Consider the following 19222-nt stretch of genomic DNA (forward strand, 5'->3'; position numbering starts at 1 on the left):
ATACTCGTGAGTTCGTAAGTTTGGTGCGTCCTATAAGTTCCCGCTATATTCAGTTTATTTTATACGTTCTGCCGTTTTGTAGTATTGCCCTTTTTCAGCATATTCGCGTACGATACGTTCCATATCCTGACGGTCTTCTTCGTTGATTTCACGAATGACCTTAGCTGGGCGTCCGAATGCCAACATGTTCGGTGGAATGACTTTGCCTTGGGGAACGAGACTGCCTGCACCTATAAAAGCCCCTTCGCCGATTTCCGCTGCATCAAGCACAATCGAGCCCATGCCGATCAAAGCTCCTTTTCGGATTTTACAGCTATGTAAAATGACCTGATGGCCAATGGTTACTTCATCCTCGATGATCAATGGATTATTTGGGCTTTGGTGCAGAACGCTGTTATCCTGTATACTGACTTTGTTCCCAATGATGGTTGGGGATACATCGCCGCGTATGACGGAATTGAACCAAATTGACGATTCTTCACCAATTTTCACATCACCTGTCACGACAGCATTTTCAGCAATATAAGCGCTTTCAGCGATATCAGGTTCTTTACCTTTAAACGGATAAATAATCATTTTCAATCATTTCCTTTCCGAAGTGAATGTTTTTATGTATTATTTTAATATACCGTATGCAAATACACTTGGCTATTTATAATATAAATGTACAACTTGTTAGGTTTCTTTTTTGGCGAAAATCACGAATATGGTTATAATTTATATATATTATTTTAACTATCATGGATCGTATACAACAAGTGAAAAGTGAAAGGGGGATTTCGAATGTGGAAATGGGAGACAGAAGGAGACGCAAAAGGCGTCATTGTCATCATTCATGGGGCGATGGAACATCACGGCCGTTATAAGTGGTTAACACAAATGTGGCTTTCAGCTGGATACCATGTCGTCATGGGCGACCTTCCTGGGCAGGGTATGACAACTCGCGCCTACCGGGGACATATCGATTCCTTTGATGAATATTTAGACGAAGTGAAAAGCTGGATAGAAGAGGCTTACGAATATTCGTTGCCGGTCTTTTTACTTGGACATAGCATGGGCGGTTTGATTTCGATACGCCTTCTTCAGGAAGAGGAATGGGACATTGCAGGGGTGATTCTTTCTTCTCCATGTTTAGGCCTCGTGACGAAGCCGCGGAGGTTCCTGACAACCATCTCGCATGGTTTGAACATCATGATGCCTCAGTTAAGGGTAGATTCCGGATTGACACCTGAAATGGCGACGAGAAGTGCGGAAATTCGTGAATCCGATAGAAACGATACATTATATATCACGAAGGTTTCGATTCGCTGGTATCGCGAGCTTGCACAGGCGATGAAGGATGCTTTTGAAGAGATTCCCGAATTTCAGGATGTGCCGCTTTTGGTCATGCAGGGCGGAGATGACCGAATCGTGAATAAGAAGGCGGTTCGTGAGTGGTTTAATTATAACCTGGCCAGTGAAAAGCAATATAAGGAATGGCCGAAGCTTTATCATGAAATCTTCAACGAACCTGAGCGTGATGATGTATTCCAATATGCGCTGAGTTTTGTTGAAAATCGTTTAAAGATATTAGGGTATGTCGTTTGATCGGTAAATCCTGCGGGATAATTGAAAAAGCTGCTGAAGTGAGACATTCAGCAGCTTTTTTTATTTGAAATGGATCAACCTGCTTTTGTAAGCAATTCGTACGATTTGATGACCGGTGCCCAAAAAGTAACCGGATACATAAATTGGCTCAAATGTGTAAGTTCATTTTTATTGGATAAGGCGGTGGATAGGAGATAGATGGATTTAAAGCTCAAGTCATTAGCGAATAAATCTAAAAGCGTCGCTTTCATATTCATGATTTCATCATGGTTTTGTGTGGAAATCACTAAATCGAGCTGTGGCAGGAACTTATCAAAATGATTTTCAAATTGTTTGAGGTCTTCCATGTTTTTTTGTTTTTCTGTCAATGAATTAAGCGATCTGACAAAATTCCCGTACTCTTCACTCGAATCCCTTTTGATTCTTTCTGTCAATATATCGGTCAGTAATGAAATAGGCAACTGTTCCATTTTTTCTACACCCTCTTATCTATTTTCTTTAATTATAATTATTATAGACAAAAAATTCAAAAAGTTATGATTGGAAATTTGCTGCCGATCATTTGAGGGGTAGCCATTTCCTTCAAATGAAAAAACACCGTTCCGAAAGAACGGTGTCAGGAGCGATCATCTCTTTTCAATCGCCACAATGAATGGCGGATTGTTGGCTGGGTTGATGAAGCCGTATTTCAGGATATGCGCTTTTTGTTGAGGGAAGTCCTGTACATAATCCATCAATGCATCCCGTTCAGCCGATCCTCCTGGATGTCCATGGTAAATGACGAGGATGATGATGCCTTCAGGTGCAAGCATCTCGAACAGCTGTTCAATAGCTGATATCGTCGTATCTGCTTGGGTGATGATTGATTTGTCACCGCCAGGAAGGTAGCCTAGGTTGAATATGGCACCTGTGATCTTTCCGGAATGTTCTTTTCTGATATATTTGCTGAGTTGTTCATGCCCATCGTGAATGAGGGTGCAGTGTTCCTGTAAATTCTCGGACATCAGTTTGGCCGCTGTGATTTGGAGTGCTTCTTTCTGAATGTCAAAACTATAGACATGTCCGTTTTCTCCGGTTAGTCCTGCCAGGAAGACAGTATCAAAACCGTTGCCCATCGTGCCATCAATGGTAATATCCCCGGGCTGGACCGCTTTTTCAAGCAGGATCCTGGCGAATGGCAAAATTCGGTCAAGCTTCATCTGATTGTACCCCCGTCTGATGATTTTTCCCCTGCCAGCTGTTGCGGCGCTGCAATTCGGCATCAATGGCATTCAAAACATCCCATTTATTGACGCTCCACATTGGCCCGATCATCAAATCGATTGGGCCGTCACCCGTTATGCGGTGAACGATCATTTCCGGAGGGATTATTTCCAGTTGATCACATACCAGGCTGACATAATCGTCACGGTCAAGGAATTCAAGCAGGCCTTTTTCATATTGTTTGACCATAGGGGTCCCTTTTAATAGATGAAGTAAATGGATCTTTATGCCCTGCACATCAAGTTTGGCGACTTCCCGGGCTGTTTCCATCATCATGTCGTAATCTTCCTGAGGAAGGCCATTAATGATATGGGAGCATACGCGGATGCCGTGTTTGCGCAGTTTATCGACCCCTTCTTTGTAGCAATCGAAGTCATGGGCACGGTTGATCATCGTCGCGGTCTTTTCATGAACCGTTTGAAGACCAAGTTCAACCCATAGATAAGTGCGTTCGTTCAATTCCGCTAAATACTCGACTACATCATCCGGAAGGCAATCCGGACGCGTTGCAATGGAGAGTCCGACGACACCTTCCTGGGTCAATACACTTTCATATTTCTCGCGAAGCTCTGCCACGGGTGCATGCGTATTCGTGAACGCTTGGAAATAGGCCATATACTTACCGTCTTTCCATTTATGATGCATACGTTCGCTGATTTGCTTGAACTGGACGTCGAGCGGTTCGACCCTGCTGCCGGCAAAGTCACCCGAGCCTGAGGCACTGCAGAAGGTACAGCCTCCATGTGCGACTGTCCCATCACGGTTCGGACAGTCAAAACCGCCATCAAGGGCAACTTTAAAAACCTTATGTCCAAAATGATTTCTCAAGTGGTAATTCCATGTATGATATCGTTTGTTATCCGTTGCATATATAAACGGGTTTGCTTGATTCAAATCAGCAACCTCCTAAGTAAAAAATAAAGCGCAACATATATTATACAACATTCGGGCAGCTAGGTCTTTTTTTGAAAAATAAGCGTATACTGTATACTTGAAGGCTAAACAATTAGCTGCTTTTTCTAGTATCTCTAGTGAATGACTATATCCAATCGGGAGCTGATGGACATGACCGGTCAAGTTGAAGAAGCGATTAATCAAATGAAAAAGAAATTAGCCGAAAATAATCAGGTGATTGAAGTAAATGAGGATGGGTTCATATACAAAGCCACTTGCACCTTCAATTCACCTGCTTCGGATGAACAAATTCATTCCTTTGAAAAGAAAACCGGATTGCTTCTGCCCGATGATTATAAAGAGTTTTTGAAAATAACGAATGGATGCCGTCTGTTCGATAGCGTAGAATCTGGTCAGGGAAATGATTTGTATAGCCTGGATGATATTGTTAATTACACATATGAAAGTTCTTACGAAGGATGCTTTAAAGTGGCCTGCATTTATCAAGATAATATCGTGATCGATGGGGAGGCCGTCGCAAAAGGTGATAAGGATTATTTAATGGTAAAAGGCCATATCGATGATTTTGAAGAAGGCGAGAAACTCCATATGGGCTTTGCCGAATGGATCGAGCGGTTCATTTCCCATCAAGGGGAGAAGTTTTGGGATAAAGGATGATTCCTCAAAAAAAATGATAATCCGCTCGTTATTTGCTCAAACTAAACAAGATGATACTGAGTCATCCAAATGAGACGCGAAGGAGAGGGTTTGAAATGGCAACCAGACAATCCGTCGATCATTTTTTAGAGCAATGTGAAGGGGCTCTCCATTTTGCAGAGTTTGAATTTAACGAGGCCTCTCGGCAGGAGCATTATGATGATGAACAATTTCAAAATTCGCAAAGGTATATCGAAGAGGCTTTGACTGATATGGAACGATTGTATGCCAGTTCGAATGCCCAGCAACGGGATATGCTTTCGCGGATGCGGCAGCAATTGAATGAATTGAAAAATGAAATGATATTACTGCGACATTAAAGGAGCAAGGGAGCTAGGATGCATAGCTCCCTTTTTTTTGCACGTTTTTCCTTGAATTCGCATATATAATGAAAAACCTGTCGATAATGTTTATGTACGGCTATTGCAATTATCGGTAAAATTGACTAGAATGTAATATAATCAAATATTCTCATAAAGACTATGATGAGGAACAGTAGCGATTTTATTTCAGTAAAGAGAGTTGACGGGTGGTGCAAGTCAACCTGGGATGGTCGTGAACTCGCCTTGGAGTTCCAGGTGTGAAGGTAAAAAGTAATGCCTGGCGTTTTAATCCATGTTACGGATGATGTTTTAAGCTGGGCGGATTTTAGCTATCGCCAATGTGGGTGGTACCGCGGGAAGATATACATAATCCTCTCGTCCCTATTTTGGGATGAGGGGTTTTTTATTGTTTTTTTATACGGAAATTAGGAGGAAATAATATGAGTTTTGACCATAGAAGCATAGAAACGAAATGGCAGCAGTATTGGGAAGGCAACAAGACATTCAAAACGGGTGAAGAAAGCGGCAAACGCAAATTCTACGCGCTGGATATGTTCCCATATCCTTCAGGGGCCGGTCTTCATGTGGGTCACCCGGAAGGTTATACGGCAAGCGACATCCTGGCACGGATGAAACGGGCGCAGGGGTATAATGTTTTGCATCCGATCGGCTGGGACGCTTTTGGACTTCCGGCAGAGCAATATGCGATCGATACGGGAAATGATCCAGCTGAATTCACGGAGCACAACATCAACACGTTCCGCCGCCAAATCAAAGCCCTTGGTTTTTCTTATGACTGGGATCGTGAAATTAACACGACAGACCCTGACTATTACAAATGGACGCAATGGATCTTCTTGAAATTATATGAAAAGGGCCTTGCATATATTGATGAAGTGGCCGTTAACTGGTGTCCAGCCCTTGGCACGGTATTGGCGAACGAAGAAGTCATCGATGGAAAAAGTGAGCGTGGGGGCCATCCGGTTGAGCGCCGCCCGATGAAACAGTGGATGCTTCGAATCACGGCTTATGCGGACCGCTTAATCGACGATTTGAATGATGTCGATTGGCCGGAAAACATCAAGGATATGCAACGTAACTGGATTGGCCGTTCCGAGGGCGCGGAGGTTACATTCAATATCGATGGCTTTGATGATACATTCACGGTGTTCACGACTCGTCCGGATACGTTATTCGGTGCAACATATGCCGTATTGGCACCTGAACATCCATTTGTCGATAAAATTACGACGGCTGATCAAAGGAAAGCGGTTGACGCATATTTAGATGAAGTGAAACATAAAAGCGACCTGGAAAGAACAGACTTGGCAAAGGATAAGTCAGGCGTGTTTACGGGGGCCTATGCCATTAATCCGGTAAACGGCGAAAAAATGCCGATCTGGATTGCTGATTACGTGTTGATCAGCTACGGAACAGGTGCGATCATGGCCGTTCCTGCACATGATGAGCGTGATTATGAATTTGCAGTCAAGTTCGAATTGCCAATCAAGGAAGTCGTAGCTGGCGGAGATGTGACAAGTGAAGCATATACAGGCGATGGACTACATGTGAATTCGGAATTCCTTGATGGCTTGAATAAAGAAGAAGGCATTTCAACCATGATCAAATGGCTGGAAGAAAAAGAAATCGGTACGAAGAAAATAACATACCGTCTTCGCGACTGGTTATTCAGCCGTCAGCGTTACTGGGGTGAACCGATTCCAATCATACATTGGGAAGACGGCACGATGTCTGCAGTGAAGGAAGAAGAACTTCCATTGATTTTACCGAAAGCGACAGACATCAAGCCTTCAGGTACAGGCGAATCACCTCTTGCAAACATTACGGAATGGGTGAACGTAACGGATGAAAACGGACGAAAAGGGCGCCGTGAGACAAACACCATGCCACAATGGGCAGGCAGCAGCTGGTACTTCCTTCGTTATATCGATCCGGACAACAAGGAGGCACTTGCAGATCCTGAAAAATTAAAAGAATGGATGCCGGTCGACATTTATATTGGCGGCGCTGAGCATGCGGTGCTTCACTTGCTTTACGCTCGTTTCTGGCATAAATTCCTGTACGATATCGGTGTCGTGCCAACGAAGGAACCTTTCCAAAACCTATTTAACCAAGGAATGATCCTTGGCGAGAATAATGAAAAAATGAGTAAATCCAAAGGGAATGTCGTGAACCCGGATGATATCGTTGAAAGCCATGGTGCCGATACGCTTCGAATGTACGAAATGTTCATGGGACCATTGGATGCTTCGATTGCCTGGTCTACAAACGGATTGGACGGCTCCCGCAGATTCCTTGACCGTATCTGGCGTTTATTGGTCAACGAAGACAATACGATCACAGATAAGGTGACCGAAACGGATGACACGGGCAAGCTTGAAAAAGTCTATCATCAAACGGTTAAAAAAGTGACCGAGAACTATGAAGAATTGAAATTCAATACGGCGATTTCACAATTGATGGTATTCATTAATGATGCCTATAAAGCGGATTCGCTTCCTAAGGTATATATCGAAGGCTTCGTCAAATTGCTTGCACCAGTTGCACCGCATATCGCCGAGGAGCTTTGGTCTAAACTAGGTCACTCCGAGAGCATCACATACGGAACATGGCCTGCGTTCGACGAAGCGAAGTTAGTGGATAACGAAGTCGAAATCGTCATCCAAATCAATGGAAAAGTCAAAGCGAAATTAATGGTGCCGACTGACACTACAAAAGAAAAACTGGAAGAAATTGCGATGGGGGATAACTCCATCAAAGAACAAATCGATGGGAAAACCATCCGTAAAGTTATTGCCGTACCAGGCAAATTAGTCAATATCGTCGCAAACTAACTAAATCGATTGAGGGCTGTTCCGCATGTTTTAATGCTGGGACAGCTTTTTTTTGCGTGGGCATCGGCTGAACATAGGAATTAGGTCATGGTTAGGATTTCCCCCGATTAAAATCTATTTGCGATGAGTCTATCAAATTTTGGAATCAACAAGCGGTAGTAATGCATTGGAACCTAAATATCTTGCTTAATTGGTACGTGAGAATCATTTTTCGGCTTGAAGGCCCAATATATCAAGTATTTGCCATAAAAAAGGTAAAAAATTGGTTGATAAAATTTTACAGTGTGATAGTTTGGTATAGTACTGTAATTTTTTAACCAATTATTGGAGGGGAAACTGTGAAATTTAAGAATGTGAGTCGATTTACGGCGTTTGTACTTATTTTTGCACTGATTATCAGCTTGATGGTTCCACTAAATTCTCAAGCTGCAACTGCAACACCTATTGAAAATGTAAAAACGATTAAAAATGGGGACACTTTAGACGGGAAGTTTGAAAAACCGGATGTTCAATGGTATCAAATCACCCCTACAAAAGAAGAAATAAAAAAATTCTCCCATGCTGAGTTCGAAGTCAATTCGGACAAAATCTTGAATATTTCCGTATATCAAAATAAAGAAAAAGCAGAAAAAGATGAGAGCAATTATCTTGTCTCTTCTTATCCTGATGAAAAAGCTGTAGTCGATTTCCCGTATGCTTGGGAAGGCACATATTATGTTAAAGTTGAATATTTCGGCGATACGGATGATGAGGGAAATCCCATCCCCGATGCTAAAAATGTCGCTGAATACTCCATCAATGCCCATTCAGTAACATTGCCGCCATCTTCTGGGGACGAAGAGGAACTCGAAGCATGCCCGGTTGAATTGAGTGTAAACGATAAGAAAACGGGAGAATCGATGTTGAAAACACTCCGCGTGTTTAGAGATGAAGTTCTCACGAAGTCATCTGAGGGACGCTCTCTTTCTTCTTTATACTATAAGGCTTCCCCATTTCTGGCCATGCATCTGGCTGTTAATAAAACGGCCAGGGAAGCTGTCTATAATCACTTAGTCGTCATTAAGCCCCTTATTGAGGATCTTAATGAGAATGGAGTAAGCAGTACGGCAGTCATTAGCAACAAGCAGCAAGAAGCGATTAAAGCATTATTCAATAAGTCGGCTGACGTCGCACCTGCTGGATTGAAAAAAGAAATGAACAGCATAGCAAAGAAGGTCAACCTTGATAAGCTTGCAGGTGAGAGAATCGTCGATATCGCAAGCAAAGCGGGAATTGAACTTCCAGCTTCGAAGAATATAAAGAACAAATATATTGTCAAACTTAAACCTGGGAAGTCATTAAGCGCTGTCCAATCCAAGGTAAGCGGAAAAGGATATGGAACATTATCGGCGGCACCTAAGCAACAAGAGGTTCTGTATGATGATATGTACGTTGTAGAGTTAAACAATCAAGCTAAAATGAGCACAGCAGCTCTATCGAATATCGAGAAACTTCCAGAAGTGGAATACATCGAAGCGGTAAAAACGTACAAAGCACTTTCAGCCGATATTCAGTCACCGTACCAATGGTCTTTAAATAACGCCGGTGGTGAAGAGGGCATAAAGGGAGCGGACATCGATAACGAAAAACTGCAGAACCTTATCAAGAAACGTAATTTAAAGGATACAATGGTAGCGGTTGTCGACACGGGTGTCGATGATTCACTGGCGGATTTGAAAGATACGGTTCGCATGGAGTTAGGTAAGAATTTCATTGATAAGAAAGAAAATGCCATCGATGACAATGGTCATGGTACACATGTATCAGGAATTATCGCTGCCAAAGCGGATAATGGGTATTCGATGCAAGGAATCAATCCAGTAGCTAAAATCATGCCTGTGAAGGTCTTGGATTCTTCAGGATCTGGAGACATGGAGAAAGTTGCACTAGGCATTAAATATGCCGTGGATCATGGAGCAAAGGTCATAAACCTTAGCTTGGGCGGAGAATATAGCAGAACGATTGAATATGCCTTGAAACATGCCGCAGCCAAGAATGTAATGGTTGTCGTAGCAAGCGGTAATGATGGGATGGAGGGTCTATCTTATCCTGCATCATCTAAATACGCCATATCCGTCGGTGCAACCAATGCCCTTGATTTAGTATCCGATTATTCCAATTATGGATCGAAATTGGACATGGTCGCTCCAGGGACAGGCATCCCGAGCCTTTTACCTAATGGAAATGTTACTTACATGGATGGTACATCAATGGCAACTCCTCATGTTGCGGCAGCCACAGCCTTGTTATTATCCGGAAATCCTGGGCTGAAAGTGAATGAGGTAAGGGAAATCCTTCATGAGACATCGGAATATGTTGCTTTTGAAGAAGAAGATAATGTAGACCCTTATGAGGACTATGAACCAGAAGATGGAGAAATCATAATACCAGAAGAAGAACTGCCTGTCGGAAAAGATTTAGTATCAGGATTTGGTAGATTGAATGCATATAGTGCACTTAGTACAGTGGAATTGCAAGCTAAAGTCAATCCTGTGATGGATACCCAAACAAAACTGACTGGTTCAGCTAAAAAAGGTTCAGTAATCGAAGTGAAAAACGGGAAGAAAACACTCGGTAAAGCAACGGCGGCAGCTAACGGAGCGTTCACCGTTACTATTCCTGTCCAAAAAGCTGAGCAGCAGCTTACTGTGAATATCTCTGATTCTTCCAAACTAGCCGTATCTTCAATCAAAGTATTCGTGAATAAGGGTGCAACCCCTAACAAGCCAACTGTTAAAGCTCTAAGTGACAAAGATACGTATGTAACGGGTCAATCACAAGCGGACATGAAAATCACGATCAAAAATAACGCAAAAAAAGTGATTGGTTCAGGTAACACGGACAGCAAAGGGAATTTCAAAGTGAAAATCAGCAAGCAAAAGGCTGGCACTAAACTTTCGGTCACAGCTACAGACTTAGCAAAACGTGAAAGCAAGGCGGCAACCGTGACTGTTATCGATAAAACAGCTCCAGGTGCGCCAAAAGTGAATGAAGTAAGCGATAAAGCTACCTCAGTAACTGGTAAAGCGGAAATCGGTTCAATCGTAACCGTGAAGTACAACAATAAAAACATCGGAACGGCAACAGCTGATAAAAAGGGGAACTTCTCCATTAAAATCAGCAAGAAAAAAGCAGGGTCCGTATTATATGCCTCTGCAAAAGACAAAGCTGGCAATACAGGAAAAGCAGCAAAAGTAACGGTTAAAGATAAAACAGCTCCAGGTGCACCGAAAGTGAATGAAGTAAACGACAAAGCAACAAAAGTAACAGGTAAAGCGGAAATCGGTTCAACCGTAACCGTGAAGTATAGCAATAAAAACATCGGAACGGCAAAAGCTGATAAAAACGGAAAATTCTCTGTTAAAATCAGCAAGAAAAAAGCAGGTTCCGCATTATACGTCTCAGCAAAAGATAAAGCTGGCAATACAGGAAAAGCAGCAAAAGTAACGGTTAAAAAATCTAAATAATAATTAGAGGTGAAGGCCGTTTAACTTACATGTTAAACGGCCTTTTTTTTTGTATATGGCCCTTTAAATCTTAATGTTGATCTTTTCATTAGGCTGTTTTCACATACTTTGTTGCTATTCACCAGGTAGTGAGTTGTGGTTGATTTCCCCTCCAGATGCTCGCTTTCCTTGGTGCGGGCGGTGAGCCTCCTCGGCGTAAACGCCTGTGGGGTCTCACYTGTCCCGCTGCTCCCGCAGGAGTCTCGTACTTCCGCTCCAATCAACCTTAAATAGTTTCGTTTTAAAAACAACAATCTTTACGAAAAGAGCCTTTCATTAAGAAAAGGGACATGTGAATATAGATTGTCACTTAGAGTTATTTAATTTCACCTATAAACCTAATTTCCCCTTCATAACTGTACCCATCTTCATTGTTTAATCCATTCTTTATATCCTGATATATGTGTTTCATTAGCTATAGATGATCCCCACTCTGTTTGATTGTTTCTTTCATCAGGTTTAAAGTGTCCATTTTTGATGTTCGTCAGTTCTATTGAAGAAAATATAGCTATGATTAATAGAGAGATAAACTTAAAATGATTTTTACATAGTTTTTGTTCATTTGTTTTTTAATCTTGAGATAAGTAATCAAAGTCAGCTTCTTGAAAGGTAGGAAGTTGTTCTTTGATATTTAATTTTATCAAGATTTCTTGTACATAATTTCGAATACTCATCATGTCAAAAGGAATATTAAAAACAAACTCTTCTTCTACTTTTAAAGTATGTACATGATAAGAGCACTGATGTTTCATCCCTAAAAGATCTTCACTGTAGCTTAGTACGTCTTGATGAGATAAGTCAGATAATTCGAAATTTGATAAAAGATAGACATCTATAAACTTATCTTCTACATTCTTTAGATTTTTATTTTTATCATGTATTAGTAAAAATGCATTTTGTTCTTCATCGACAAGTCTACTTGAAAAAATTCGGGATTTTTCAATCTCATTAATCTTTTAAATCTAGCATTAATCGCTCTAATTTTAATCAATCCTTTTCATATTTCATATTTAAAAAATAATGGCTTTCCACTGATTTGAAGTGTAAAACCAAAAGTAATACCTAGAGTAATAGTCAACAGTAATCATTATAGAACTCAATTGGAGATTTCATCGTGTTCTCTTTAATTCGTTTAATTTAGTTTTGCGTTTAATTTGAATGAAAAACAAACTGTGCAGGGCAAGTTCGATTCAACTTGTCTCCTGCACTTGTAAGCTCATTTAGTAAATTCACTTCTCAGAAGGTAGACGACATCGTATTCCTTTAACTCTTCCATATGACGATCCATGTCATTGAAAAAACCATTGGAAAGTGTATGTATTCCTTCATCTCGGCTTGAATAACAAATACTCGCCAACGCAAGCTTTTTTGTGTTGTTTATATTGAATTTACTAGGACTGCCCCAAACGCTGGAACCCTTTTCAGCAATGGTCTCAGGATAAGTGGCTGTATCCGTACCATCGTCGTTTTGAATGCTGATGTTGAACATCGATAGATTTTGGCCATCAACCGTTTTGGAAGTCGTAAAGATGATTGTCCCATTATCTTTGACGGCAGTTGTCATGCGTCCCATTTCAGGTGCGACAAGTTTACCAAATTCATATTTTTCGACCCAGACGGCCATCTTCTTGTATGTATCATCAACATTGAAATCGACAAGAAAGAAATGTTCACTTGTATTCTCAAGGATGGCTTTTTCCCTTGCTGATAACTCAGGAACTGAAAGGGTATTCTCGGGTTTTGGATCATAAGCCTTACAGGCGGCTAAAGAAAATGAGAGCAGGGATATGATGATGGATAATAGGATCTTTTTCATGTATTTCACCCCCTTGATAATATCAACCTAATTAAACCCAATTATTAAATATTATAACATTTAAGAGTCGGAACGGGGCAAAAGGCAAGCGATCGGTGCGCTTACCTTTTTTGCATTTAGAATGGCTGTGAAAGAGCATTATTGGCAACATCCACGTCATTTTGAAGCAATTGGTTTAAGTTGTAAGCAGGATAGAGATTTCTTTCATAAAGGTAGTTGAAAATCTTGAAATGGATATCGATGGCTCCATTTAAATGTTTAATAAATACCTTTCGAAGGGAGGGGGTGGCTGTTTCAGAAATGGCACCTGCATAATTTTTGATGGATGTTTTGGCAAGCCCCAGAAGTTCCAGTGTTTCATGCCAAGCAAGATGTGAATGGGTGGGTGTCATATCAATTCCTCCTGTACAAATAATCTTGATACGTTATTCGAACAGTTGGCTATAGGTAAGTTGTCTAATGAAATCATTTATGGAAAAGGCCCTTCGCTCACATTCATAGTTTAAAAGGATTGCGCCCCTGGCTTCCATACGCTTTTTCCGGAAAGAGGGGCGGCTTTACCGTATTAATGCTGATGGTGCTGAATGCATGAAAGATGAATGGAACATTCTAAAACCATGATTTATTGGTATTGCTCGAGAACAGAGAAAAACTTTTTGGCAAATTGGTAGAAAAGTTCTTCCGATGGTGCCAATTCCCTGTTTTTTGGTGTGATGATGCCAACAGTCCGTTTGACTTCAGGGGTGTCGATCGGGATTTTGACAGTCAGTCTTGGAGTGACTTCATAAAAGGTGCTGTCAGGGAGCAGACTGACCCCAATTCCGGCTGATACGAGCCCTTTTATGGAATCCATGTCTTCACCTTCCGAGGTGATGTTCGGTGCGAAACCGGCTGCTTTGCATGCTTCGATAGCGATACTGTGAAGGATGTATCCTTTGGGAAACAAAACGAATGGATCATTTCGTAAATCACTTAGGCGCAGACTCTTCCTTTCCGCCAATGGGTGGGTTATGGGCAGCAAAGCGGAAATGTTTTCCGTGAACAGGATATGACCTTCGATATCTGGATCGTTTATCGGGATTGGTCCAAGAAAGGCTAATCCGATTTCGCGATTTTTGACGGCTTCCTTTAAAGAGGAATAAGATCCCTGTCTTAAGTGGAACCCGATATTCGGCTGCTCATCTTTAAAAGCGGAAATGACGGTAGGCAGCAAATGGGTGGAGAGGCTGGTCGGGAACCCGATTTTAATGGTTCCGTGTTCAGGGTCCAAAAATTCCTCAATTTGATATTTGGCATATTCTATCGCTTGTATAGCCGTTTTTGCATGAAATAGAAATATTTTACCAATTGGAGTTAACTGGATATTTCGGCCGGTTTTTTCAAATAAAAGAACCCCAAGCTCATCTTCCAATTTGGAGATTTGCCGGCTGACTGCTGATTGTGCAATATGCAGGTGCACTGCGGCTTCAGAGACGTGTTCTCTCTCGGCAACTTCAACAAAATAACGTAATTGACGTAGTTCCATTTATTCATCCTCCTACCATCCATCTCAAATTGAGATAGATTCTATTAGAATTATATATTGTTTATATCGATTTGAAAACCTAGAATAAAATGTAAGTGACATACCGGTGTAAGAATACGATGGGGGCGATTAATATGACATACAATCAAATACCAAAAGCACAAGGGCTCTACCATCCTGAATTTGAACATGATGCATGTGGGATCGGGTTATATGCTCATTTAAAAGGGCTTGCTACACATGACATCGTCAAACAAGGACTGAAAATGCTGTGCCAATTAGATCATCGCGGCGGACAAGGCAGCGATCCCCTTACAGGAGATGGTGCAGGATTAATGGTGCAGATTCCTGATAGATATTTCAGGCTGGCATGCCCGGAGATGAACTTGCCGGCAAAAGGACGCTATGGAGTAGGCATGCTCTTTTTCTCTAACAACGATGATGAACGGAATGAAATCGAAGCTCGTTTGAATGCATTTATCGAACAAGAGGGCCAAACGCTATTAGGCTGGAGAACGGTTCCTGTTGATGCAACGAAAATCGGGGAGGTCGGCAAGGAGACATGTCCGACGATCCGCCAAGTATTCATCGGGGCAAGCGATGGGCTGACAGATGATTTAGCTTTTGAGCGTAAATTGTTCATTATCAGAAAACAAGCTGAAAACTGGGCTCGTGAACGCGGCAATCGTTTTTATTTTGCCAGCCTTTCAAGTGCTACGATCGTGTACAAAGGATTGTTGACACCAGAGCAGGTGGATGCCTTTTATCTTGACCTTCAACAGGAGGATTTCGTTTCTGCTTTCGCTTTAGTGCATTCACGCTTCAGCACGAATACTTTTCCTAGTTGGGAACGGGCACATCCAAACCGTTACCTGATCCATAATGGCGAAATCAATACGCTTAGAGGTAATGTGAATTGGATGAAAGCACGTGAGCAGCAGTTTGTTTCAGAAGCATTCGGGGATGACCTGCAAAAGGTCCTGCCTATTTTGGATATAGACGGCAGTGATTCCTCGATTCTTGATAATGCACTTGAATTCTTCGTGCTTGCAGGGCGTAAGCCGGCACACGCGGCCATGATGCTCATTCCTGAACCGTGGACCGAAAACCCACATATGACGAAGGAAAAGAAGGCATTTTATGAATATCATAGCATGCTCATGGAGCCATGGGATGGTCCGACGGCCATATCCTTTACGAATGGCAAGCAAATCGGGGCCATCCTTGATCGAAATGGTTTAAGGCCGGCAAGGTATTATGTGACAAAAGATGATTACATCATTTTCTCATCCGAAGTCGGCGTGATCGATGTGGAGCCGGAGAATGTATTATATAAAGATCGTTTAAGCCCAGGCAGAATGCTTTTAATAGATTTAGAGGAAGGCCGTATTGTTTCCGATGAAGAGATCAAGTCGGAAATGGCTCAGGAAAATCCATACCAGCAATGGCTGGACGAACAGCTTGTTCAATTACGTGACGAAGAACCTGTGCTTGAAGGGGAGCCATTGAGTGATTTGTTATTCAGGCAAAAAGCGTTTGGATACACGTATGAAGATGTCCAAAAATATCTACTGCCGGTCATTAACGAAGGCAAAGATCCACTGGGCAGCATGGGGAATGACATTCCGTTAGCGGTCTTATCCGATCGCCCGCAATCGCTCTTCAACTATTTCAAGCAATCCTTTGCCCAAGTTACCAACCCGCCAATCGATTCGCTTCGTGAACAGATCGTCACGTCAACGATGACATTTCTAGGTGCGGAAGGGGATTTGCTGAAACCGGATGAAACGAACAGCCTCCGCATTCAATTGGATTCACCTGTATTGACGCCAGGTCAAATGCAGCAGTTGAAAGAAAATGACTTTCCGGAATTCAGGAGCAAGGTCATTCACACTTTATTTTCAGAAGATTTAGAGAGTGGACTCGATCGCATCTGCCGTGAAGCGGAACAAGCGATCGCTGATGGTGTCAGCCTTTTGATATTATCTGACAAGGATATGAGCAAAGAAAAGGCTGCGATTCCTTCCCTGCTGGCTGCGAGCGCCCTTCATCAAGAGCTGATCCGTCATGGGAACCGTACGAAAGTGAGCATTATCGTTGAATCGGGGGAAGTAAGGGAAGTCCATCATTACGCATCCCTGATCGGGTATGGAGTGGATGCGATTTACCCGTACCTTGCTTATGAAACATATAAGCAGGCTGTATTGGAAGGCAGTTTAGCCATCAGCTACGAAGAAACGGTAAGGAAGTATGTACGATCGTTGACAGAAGGCATCGTAAAGGTGATGTCGAAAATGGGTATTTCCACGATTCAAAGTTATCGCGGCGCACAAATTTTCGAAGCGGTCGGAATCGGTGCTGATGTAATCGAACGTTATTTCAGCGGTACGGCATCGCAGCTTAGTGGGATCGATTTGGAAACGATAGCGGAAGAAGCGTTGATTCGCCATAGGAAGGCTGCAGCTGATTCGTATGATCAAACTCTTGAAAGCGGCAGTGATTTTCAATGGAGAAAAACAGGGGAATATCATGCTTTCAATCCTAAAACGATCCATACACTGCAATGGGCCTGCCGGAAAGGCGATTATCATTTATTTAAGCAATATTCAAACTTGGCGAATGAAGAGAGACTTGGTTTTTTACGGAATTTATTCTCGTTCGATCAAAAACGCCAAAGCATTTCAATAGATGAAGTGGAATCAGTGGAATCCATCGTCAGCCGATTCAAAACGGGCGCGATGTCATTCGGTTCATTGAGTCAGGAAGCACATGAAACACTTGCGATTGCAATGAACCGTTTAGGCGGAAAAAGCAATAGCGGTGAAGGCGGGGAACACCCTAGCCGTTACCAACTGGATGAAAACGGTGATAATCGCCGCAGCGGGATTAAACAAATTGCGTCCGGTCGTTTTGGAGTGAAAAGCCATTACCTTGTAAATGCCGATGAACTTCAAATTAAAATGGCGCAAGGTGCAAAGCCAGGTGAAGGCGGCCAGCTGCCTGGTAACAAAGTATATCCTTGGGTCGCAGAGGTCCGTGGTTCCACACCAGGTGTCGGCCTGATTTCACCGCCTCCGCATCATGATATCTATTCGATTGAAGATCTGGCACAGCTGATCCATGATTTGAAAAATGCGAATCGTGATGCCAGGATCAGCGTCAAGCTTGTATCAAAAGCAGGCGTAGGCACGATTGCAGCCGGTGTGGCTAAAGGAGCCGCGGATGTCATCGTTATCAGCGGGTATGATGGCGGTACGGGAGCTTCACCAAAAACGAGTATCAAACATACAGGTCTTCCTTGGGAGCTGGGCCTTGCCGAAGCACACCAAACATTGATGCTGAATGGCCTGCGCAGCCGTGTCGTCCTTGAAACGGATGGAAAGCTAATGACGGGACGCGATGTGGTCATGGCAGCCATCCTTGGAGCGGAAGAATTCGGCTTTGCTACGGCACCGCTTGTGGTCCTTGGCTGTGTCATGATGCGTGCTTGCCATTTGGATACATGTCCAGTGGGGGTAGCTACTCAAAACCCTGAACTTCGCAGCAAATTCACTGGAGATCCGGATCATGTCGTGAATTTCATGCGCTTCATCGCTGAGGAAGTGCGGGAAACGATGGCTGAGCTTGGATTTAGAACAGTGGAAGAAATGGTCGGCCGCACTGATGTTTTACAAGTGAGCGAGCGGGCACAAAACCATTGGAAAGCGAAGCATCTGGACTTGACGACACTTCTTTTCCAACCGGAGGGAATACGTACGTATCAACTTCCTCAAAACCATAAAATCGAAGAATCCTTGGATATCCGTGAGATTTTACCTGTTGTGGAGCCTGCTTTAAATGACCAAACCCAGGTGGATGTCAGCTTCCCGATTACCAATGTGAACCGTGTGGTCGGAACGATCGTCGGCAGTGAAGTATCCAAACGCTACGGGGAATTCGGCTTGCCAGAAGATACCATCACACTTCGTTTTACGGGATCGGCGGGCCAGAGCTTCGGTGCGTTCATTCCAAAAGGGATGTCGATGTATTTGACAGGTGATGTCAATGACTACGTTGGGAAAGGCTTATCTGGCGGAAAGATCATTGTCACGGCACCTGCAGGCAATCAGATTGAGGCCGGGGACAATGTAATTGCCGGAAATATCGCATTATACGGCGGAACAAGCGGCGAGGCCTACATTAATGGCCGTGCCGGAGAACGATTTGCCGTACGGAACAGTGGAGTCAATGTCGTCGTTGAAGGAATTGGGGACCATGGCTGTGAGTATATGACAGGCGGACGCGTGGTCATTCTGGGCGACGTCGGCAAAAACTTTGCGGCAGGCATGTCAGGCGGCATCGCTTATGTACTTGCTGATGATGCAGAAGAATTCAAGGCATTATGCAATGGCGAAATGATAGAATTCGAGACGCTTGATGATCTGGATGATGCCAACGAGGTAAAAGAAATGCTTTACAGCCATCTTCATTATACAGAAAGTGCCAAGGCATCTTATGTATTGGAGAACTGGGAGGATTTCGCTAAGAAATTCGTAAAAGTCATTCCGAAAGATTACAAACGGATGATCAAAAGCATCAATGAGCAGAAGCATGCAGGGTTATCGGATGAGGATGCGGTCATGAGTGCATTTCAGGCAAATGCCGTTCAAGATAAAAAAATCACTAAACAAGCTGTGATGCAGTGAGGAAGGGGAGAG

At 42.9% G+C, this 19222-nt stretch carries 15 protein-coding genes and 1 other annotated feature; of the genes, 6 read left to right on the forward strand and 9 right to left on the reverse strand.

Features of this window, described 5'->3' with window-relative positions; genetic code table 11:
- Positions 1-54: 54 nt before the first annotated feature.
- Complete coding sequence (locus AC1DVK_RS07920; protein ID WP_061466260.1) at positions 55-573, reverse strand: gamma carbonic anhydrase; 519 nt, start codon at positions 571-573, stop codon at positions 55-57.
- A gap of 210 nt (positions 574-783) precedes the next feature.
- Here AC1DVK_RS07920 and AC1DVK_RS07925 point away from each other — a divergent pair, with 210 nt between their 5' ends.
- Positions 784-1587, forward strand: coding sequence for a lysophospholipase (locus tag AC1DVK_RS07925; RefSeq protein WP_477626192.1), 804 nt, complete (start codon positions 784-786; stop codon positions 1585-1587).
- Between the two features lie 74 nt (positions 1588-1661).
- Here AC1DVK_RS07925 and AC1DVK_RS07930 read toward each other — a convergent pair whose 3' ends face one another.
- From AC1DVK_RS07930 to mnmL, 3 genes are all read right to left on the reverse strand, one after another.
- The gene (locus AC1DVK_RS07930; RefSeq protein ID WP_089362669.1) at positions 1662-2057 is read right to left on the reverse strand and encodes a hypothetical protein; all 396 of its coding nucleotides are present in this window, start codon (positions 2055-2057) and stop codon (positions 1662-1664) included.
- 156 nt (positions 2058-2213) lie between these two features.
- The gene (gene mnmM / locus AC1DVK_RS07935; RefSeq protein WP_477626193.1) at positions 2214-2786 is read right to left on the reverse strand and encodes a tRNA 5-(aminomethyl)-2-thiouridylate-methyltransferase MnmM; all 573 of its coding nucleotides are present in this window, start codon (positions 2784-2786) and stop codon (positions 2214-2216) included.
- Complete coding sequence (mnmL, locus tag AC1DVK_RS07940) at positions 2776-3744, reverse strand: tRNA modification radical SAM protein MnmL/YtqA (protein ID WP_410862831.1); 969 nt, start codon at positions 3742-3744, stop codon at positions 2776-2778. Before mnmL ends, mnmM begins: the two co-directional genes overlap by 11 nt.
- A 141-nt stretch (positions 3745-3885) precedes the next feature.
- Between mnmL and AC1DVK_RS07945 the strand changes: the two genes are divergently transcribed.
- The 4 genes from AC1DVK_RS07945 (at position 3886) to AC1DVK_RS07960 (ending at position 11145) form a co-directional block, all read left to right on the forward strand.
- Positions 3886-4422, forward strand: coding sequence for an SMI1/KNR4 family protein (locus tag AC1DVK_RS07945; protein ID WP_081108933.1), 537 nt, complete (start codon positions 3886-3888; stop codon positions 4420-4422).
- A 95-nt stretch (positions 4423-4517) separates the two neighbouring features.
- Positions 4518-4781 carry a DUF2524 family protein gene (locus tag AC1DVK_RS07950; protein ID WP_061465304.1) on the forward strand — a complete coding sequence of 88 codons (264 nt, stop codon included), beginning with the start codon at positions 4518-4520 and terminating at the stop codon, positions 4779-4781.
- Positions 4782-4934: 153 nt separating this feature from the next.
- Positions 4935-5170 (forward strand) — a binding site (T-box leader).
- Positions 5171-5224: 54 nt separating this feature from the next.
- Positions 5225-7639: a leucine--tRNA ligase gene (leuS, locus tag AC1DVK_RS07955; protein ID WP_289319484.1), complete on the forward strand. Its 2415-nt coding sequence runs from the start codon at positions 5225-5227 to the stop codon at positions 7637-7639.
- Between the two features lie 338 nt (positions 7640-7977).
- Positions 7978-11145 (forward strand): S8 family peptidase, encoded by a 3168-nt coding sequence (locus AC1DVK_RS07960; RefSeq protein WP_477626194.1) that lies wholly within the window; start codon positions 7978-7980, stop codon positions 11143-11145.
- Positions 11146-11177: 32 nt separating this feature from the next.
- Here the strand turns inward: AC1DVK_RS07960 and AC1DVK_RS07965 are convergent, their stop codons facing one another.
- From AC1DVK_RS07965 to gltC, 5 genes are all read right to left on the reverse strand, one after another.
- A complete protein-coding gene (locus tag AC1DVK_RS07965; protein WP_477626195.1) occupies positions 11178-11435 on the reverse strand; it encodes a hypothetical protein in 258 nt (85 codons plus the stop codon).
- Between the two features lie 318 nt (positions 11436-11753).
- Positions 11754-11936 (reverse strand): hypothetical protein, encoded by a 183-nt coding sequence (locus tag AC1DVK_RS07970; protein WP_477626196.1) that lies wholly within the window; start codon positions 11934-11936, stop codon positions 11754-11756.
- A 464-nt stretch (positions 11937-12400) separates the two neighbouring features.
- Positions 12401-13000, reverse strand: coding sequence for a hypothetical protein (locus tag AC1DVK_RS07975; RefSeq protein ID WP_477626197.1), 600 nt, complete (start codon positions 12998-13000; stop codon positions 12401-12403).
- A gap of 116 nt (positions 13001-13116) precedes the next feature.
- Positions 13117-13392 carry a spore coat protein gene (locus AC1DVK_RS07980; protein WP_477626198.1) on the reverse strand — a complete coding sequence of 92 codons (276 nt, stop codon included), beginning with the start codon at positions 13390-13392 and terminating at the stop codon, positions 13117-13119.
- Between the two features lie 230 nt (positions 13393-13622).
- On the reverse strand, positions 13623-14525 hold the full coding sequence (gene gltC / locus AC1DVK_RS07985) for a glutamate biosynthesis transcriptional regulator GltC (RefSeq protein ID WP_061465298.1): 903 nt from the start codon (positions 14523-14525) through the stop codon (positions 13623-13625).
- 134 nt (positions 14526-14659) lie between these two features.
- Here gltC and gltB point away from each other — a divergent pair, with 134 nt between their 5' ends.
- Positions 14660-19210, forward strand: a complete 4551-nt coding sequence (gltB, locus tag AC1DVK_RS07990; protein WP_477626199.1) for a glutamate synthase large subunit — start codon at positions 14660-14662, stop codon at positions 19208-19210.
- Positions 19211-19222: the final 12 nt, after the last annotated feature.

Source organism: Peribacillus sp. P4_B1 (assembly GCF_056402395.1).

Excerpts from the sequence above, each read along its gene's own strand:
- AC1DVK_RS07980 (WP_477626198.1), bottom strand. The coding sequence starts at position 13,392 with ATGACACCCACCCATTCACATCTTGCTTGGCATGAAACACTGGAACTT.
- AC1DVK_RS07970 (WP_477626196.1), bottom strand. The coding sequence starts at position 11,936 with ATGAAACATCAGTGCTCTTATCATGTACATACTTTAAAAGTAGAAGAA.
- AC1DVK_RS07975 (WP_477626197.1), bottom strand. The coding sequence starts at position 13,000 with ATGAAAAAGATCCTATTATCCATCATCATATCCCTGCTCTCATTTTCT.
- AC1DVK_RS07950 (WP_061465304.1), top strand. The coding sequence starts at position 4,518 with ATGGCAACCAGACAATCCGTCGATCATTTTTTAGAGCAATGTGAAGGG.
- leuS (WP_289319484.1), top strand. The coding sequence starts at position 5,225 with ATGAGTTTTGACCATAGAAGCATAGAAACGAAATGGCAGCAGTATTGG.
- gltB (WP_477626199.1), top strand. The coding sequence starts at position 14,660 with ATGACATACAATCAAATACCAAAAGCACAAGGGCTCTACCATCCTGAA.
- AC1DVK_RS07925 (WP_477626192.1), top strand. The coding sequence starts at position 784 with ATGTGGAAATGGGAGACAGAAGGAGACGCAAAAGGCGTCATTGTCATC.
- mnmM (WP_477626193.1), bottom strand. The coding sequence starts at position 2,786 with ATGAAGCTTGACCGAATTTTGCCATTCGCCAGGATCCTGCTTGAAAAA.
- AC1DVK_RS07930 (WP_089362669.1), bottom strand. The coding sequence starts at position 2,057 with ATGGAACAGTTGCCTATTTCATTACTGACCGATATATTGACAGAAAGA.
- AC1DVK_RS07945 (WP_081108933.1), top strand. The coding sequence starts at position 3,886 with ATGACTATATCCAATCGGGAGCTGATGGACATGACCGGTCAAGTTGAA.
- gltC (WP_061465298.1), bottom strand. The coding sequence starts at position 14,525 with ATGGAACTACGTCAATTACGTTATTTTGTTGAAGTTGCCGAGAGAGAA.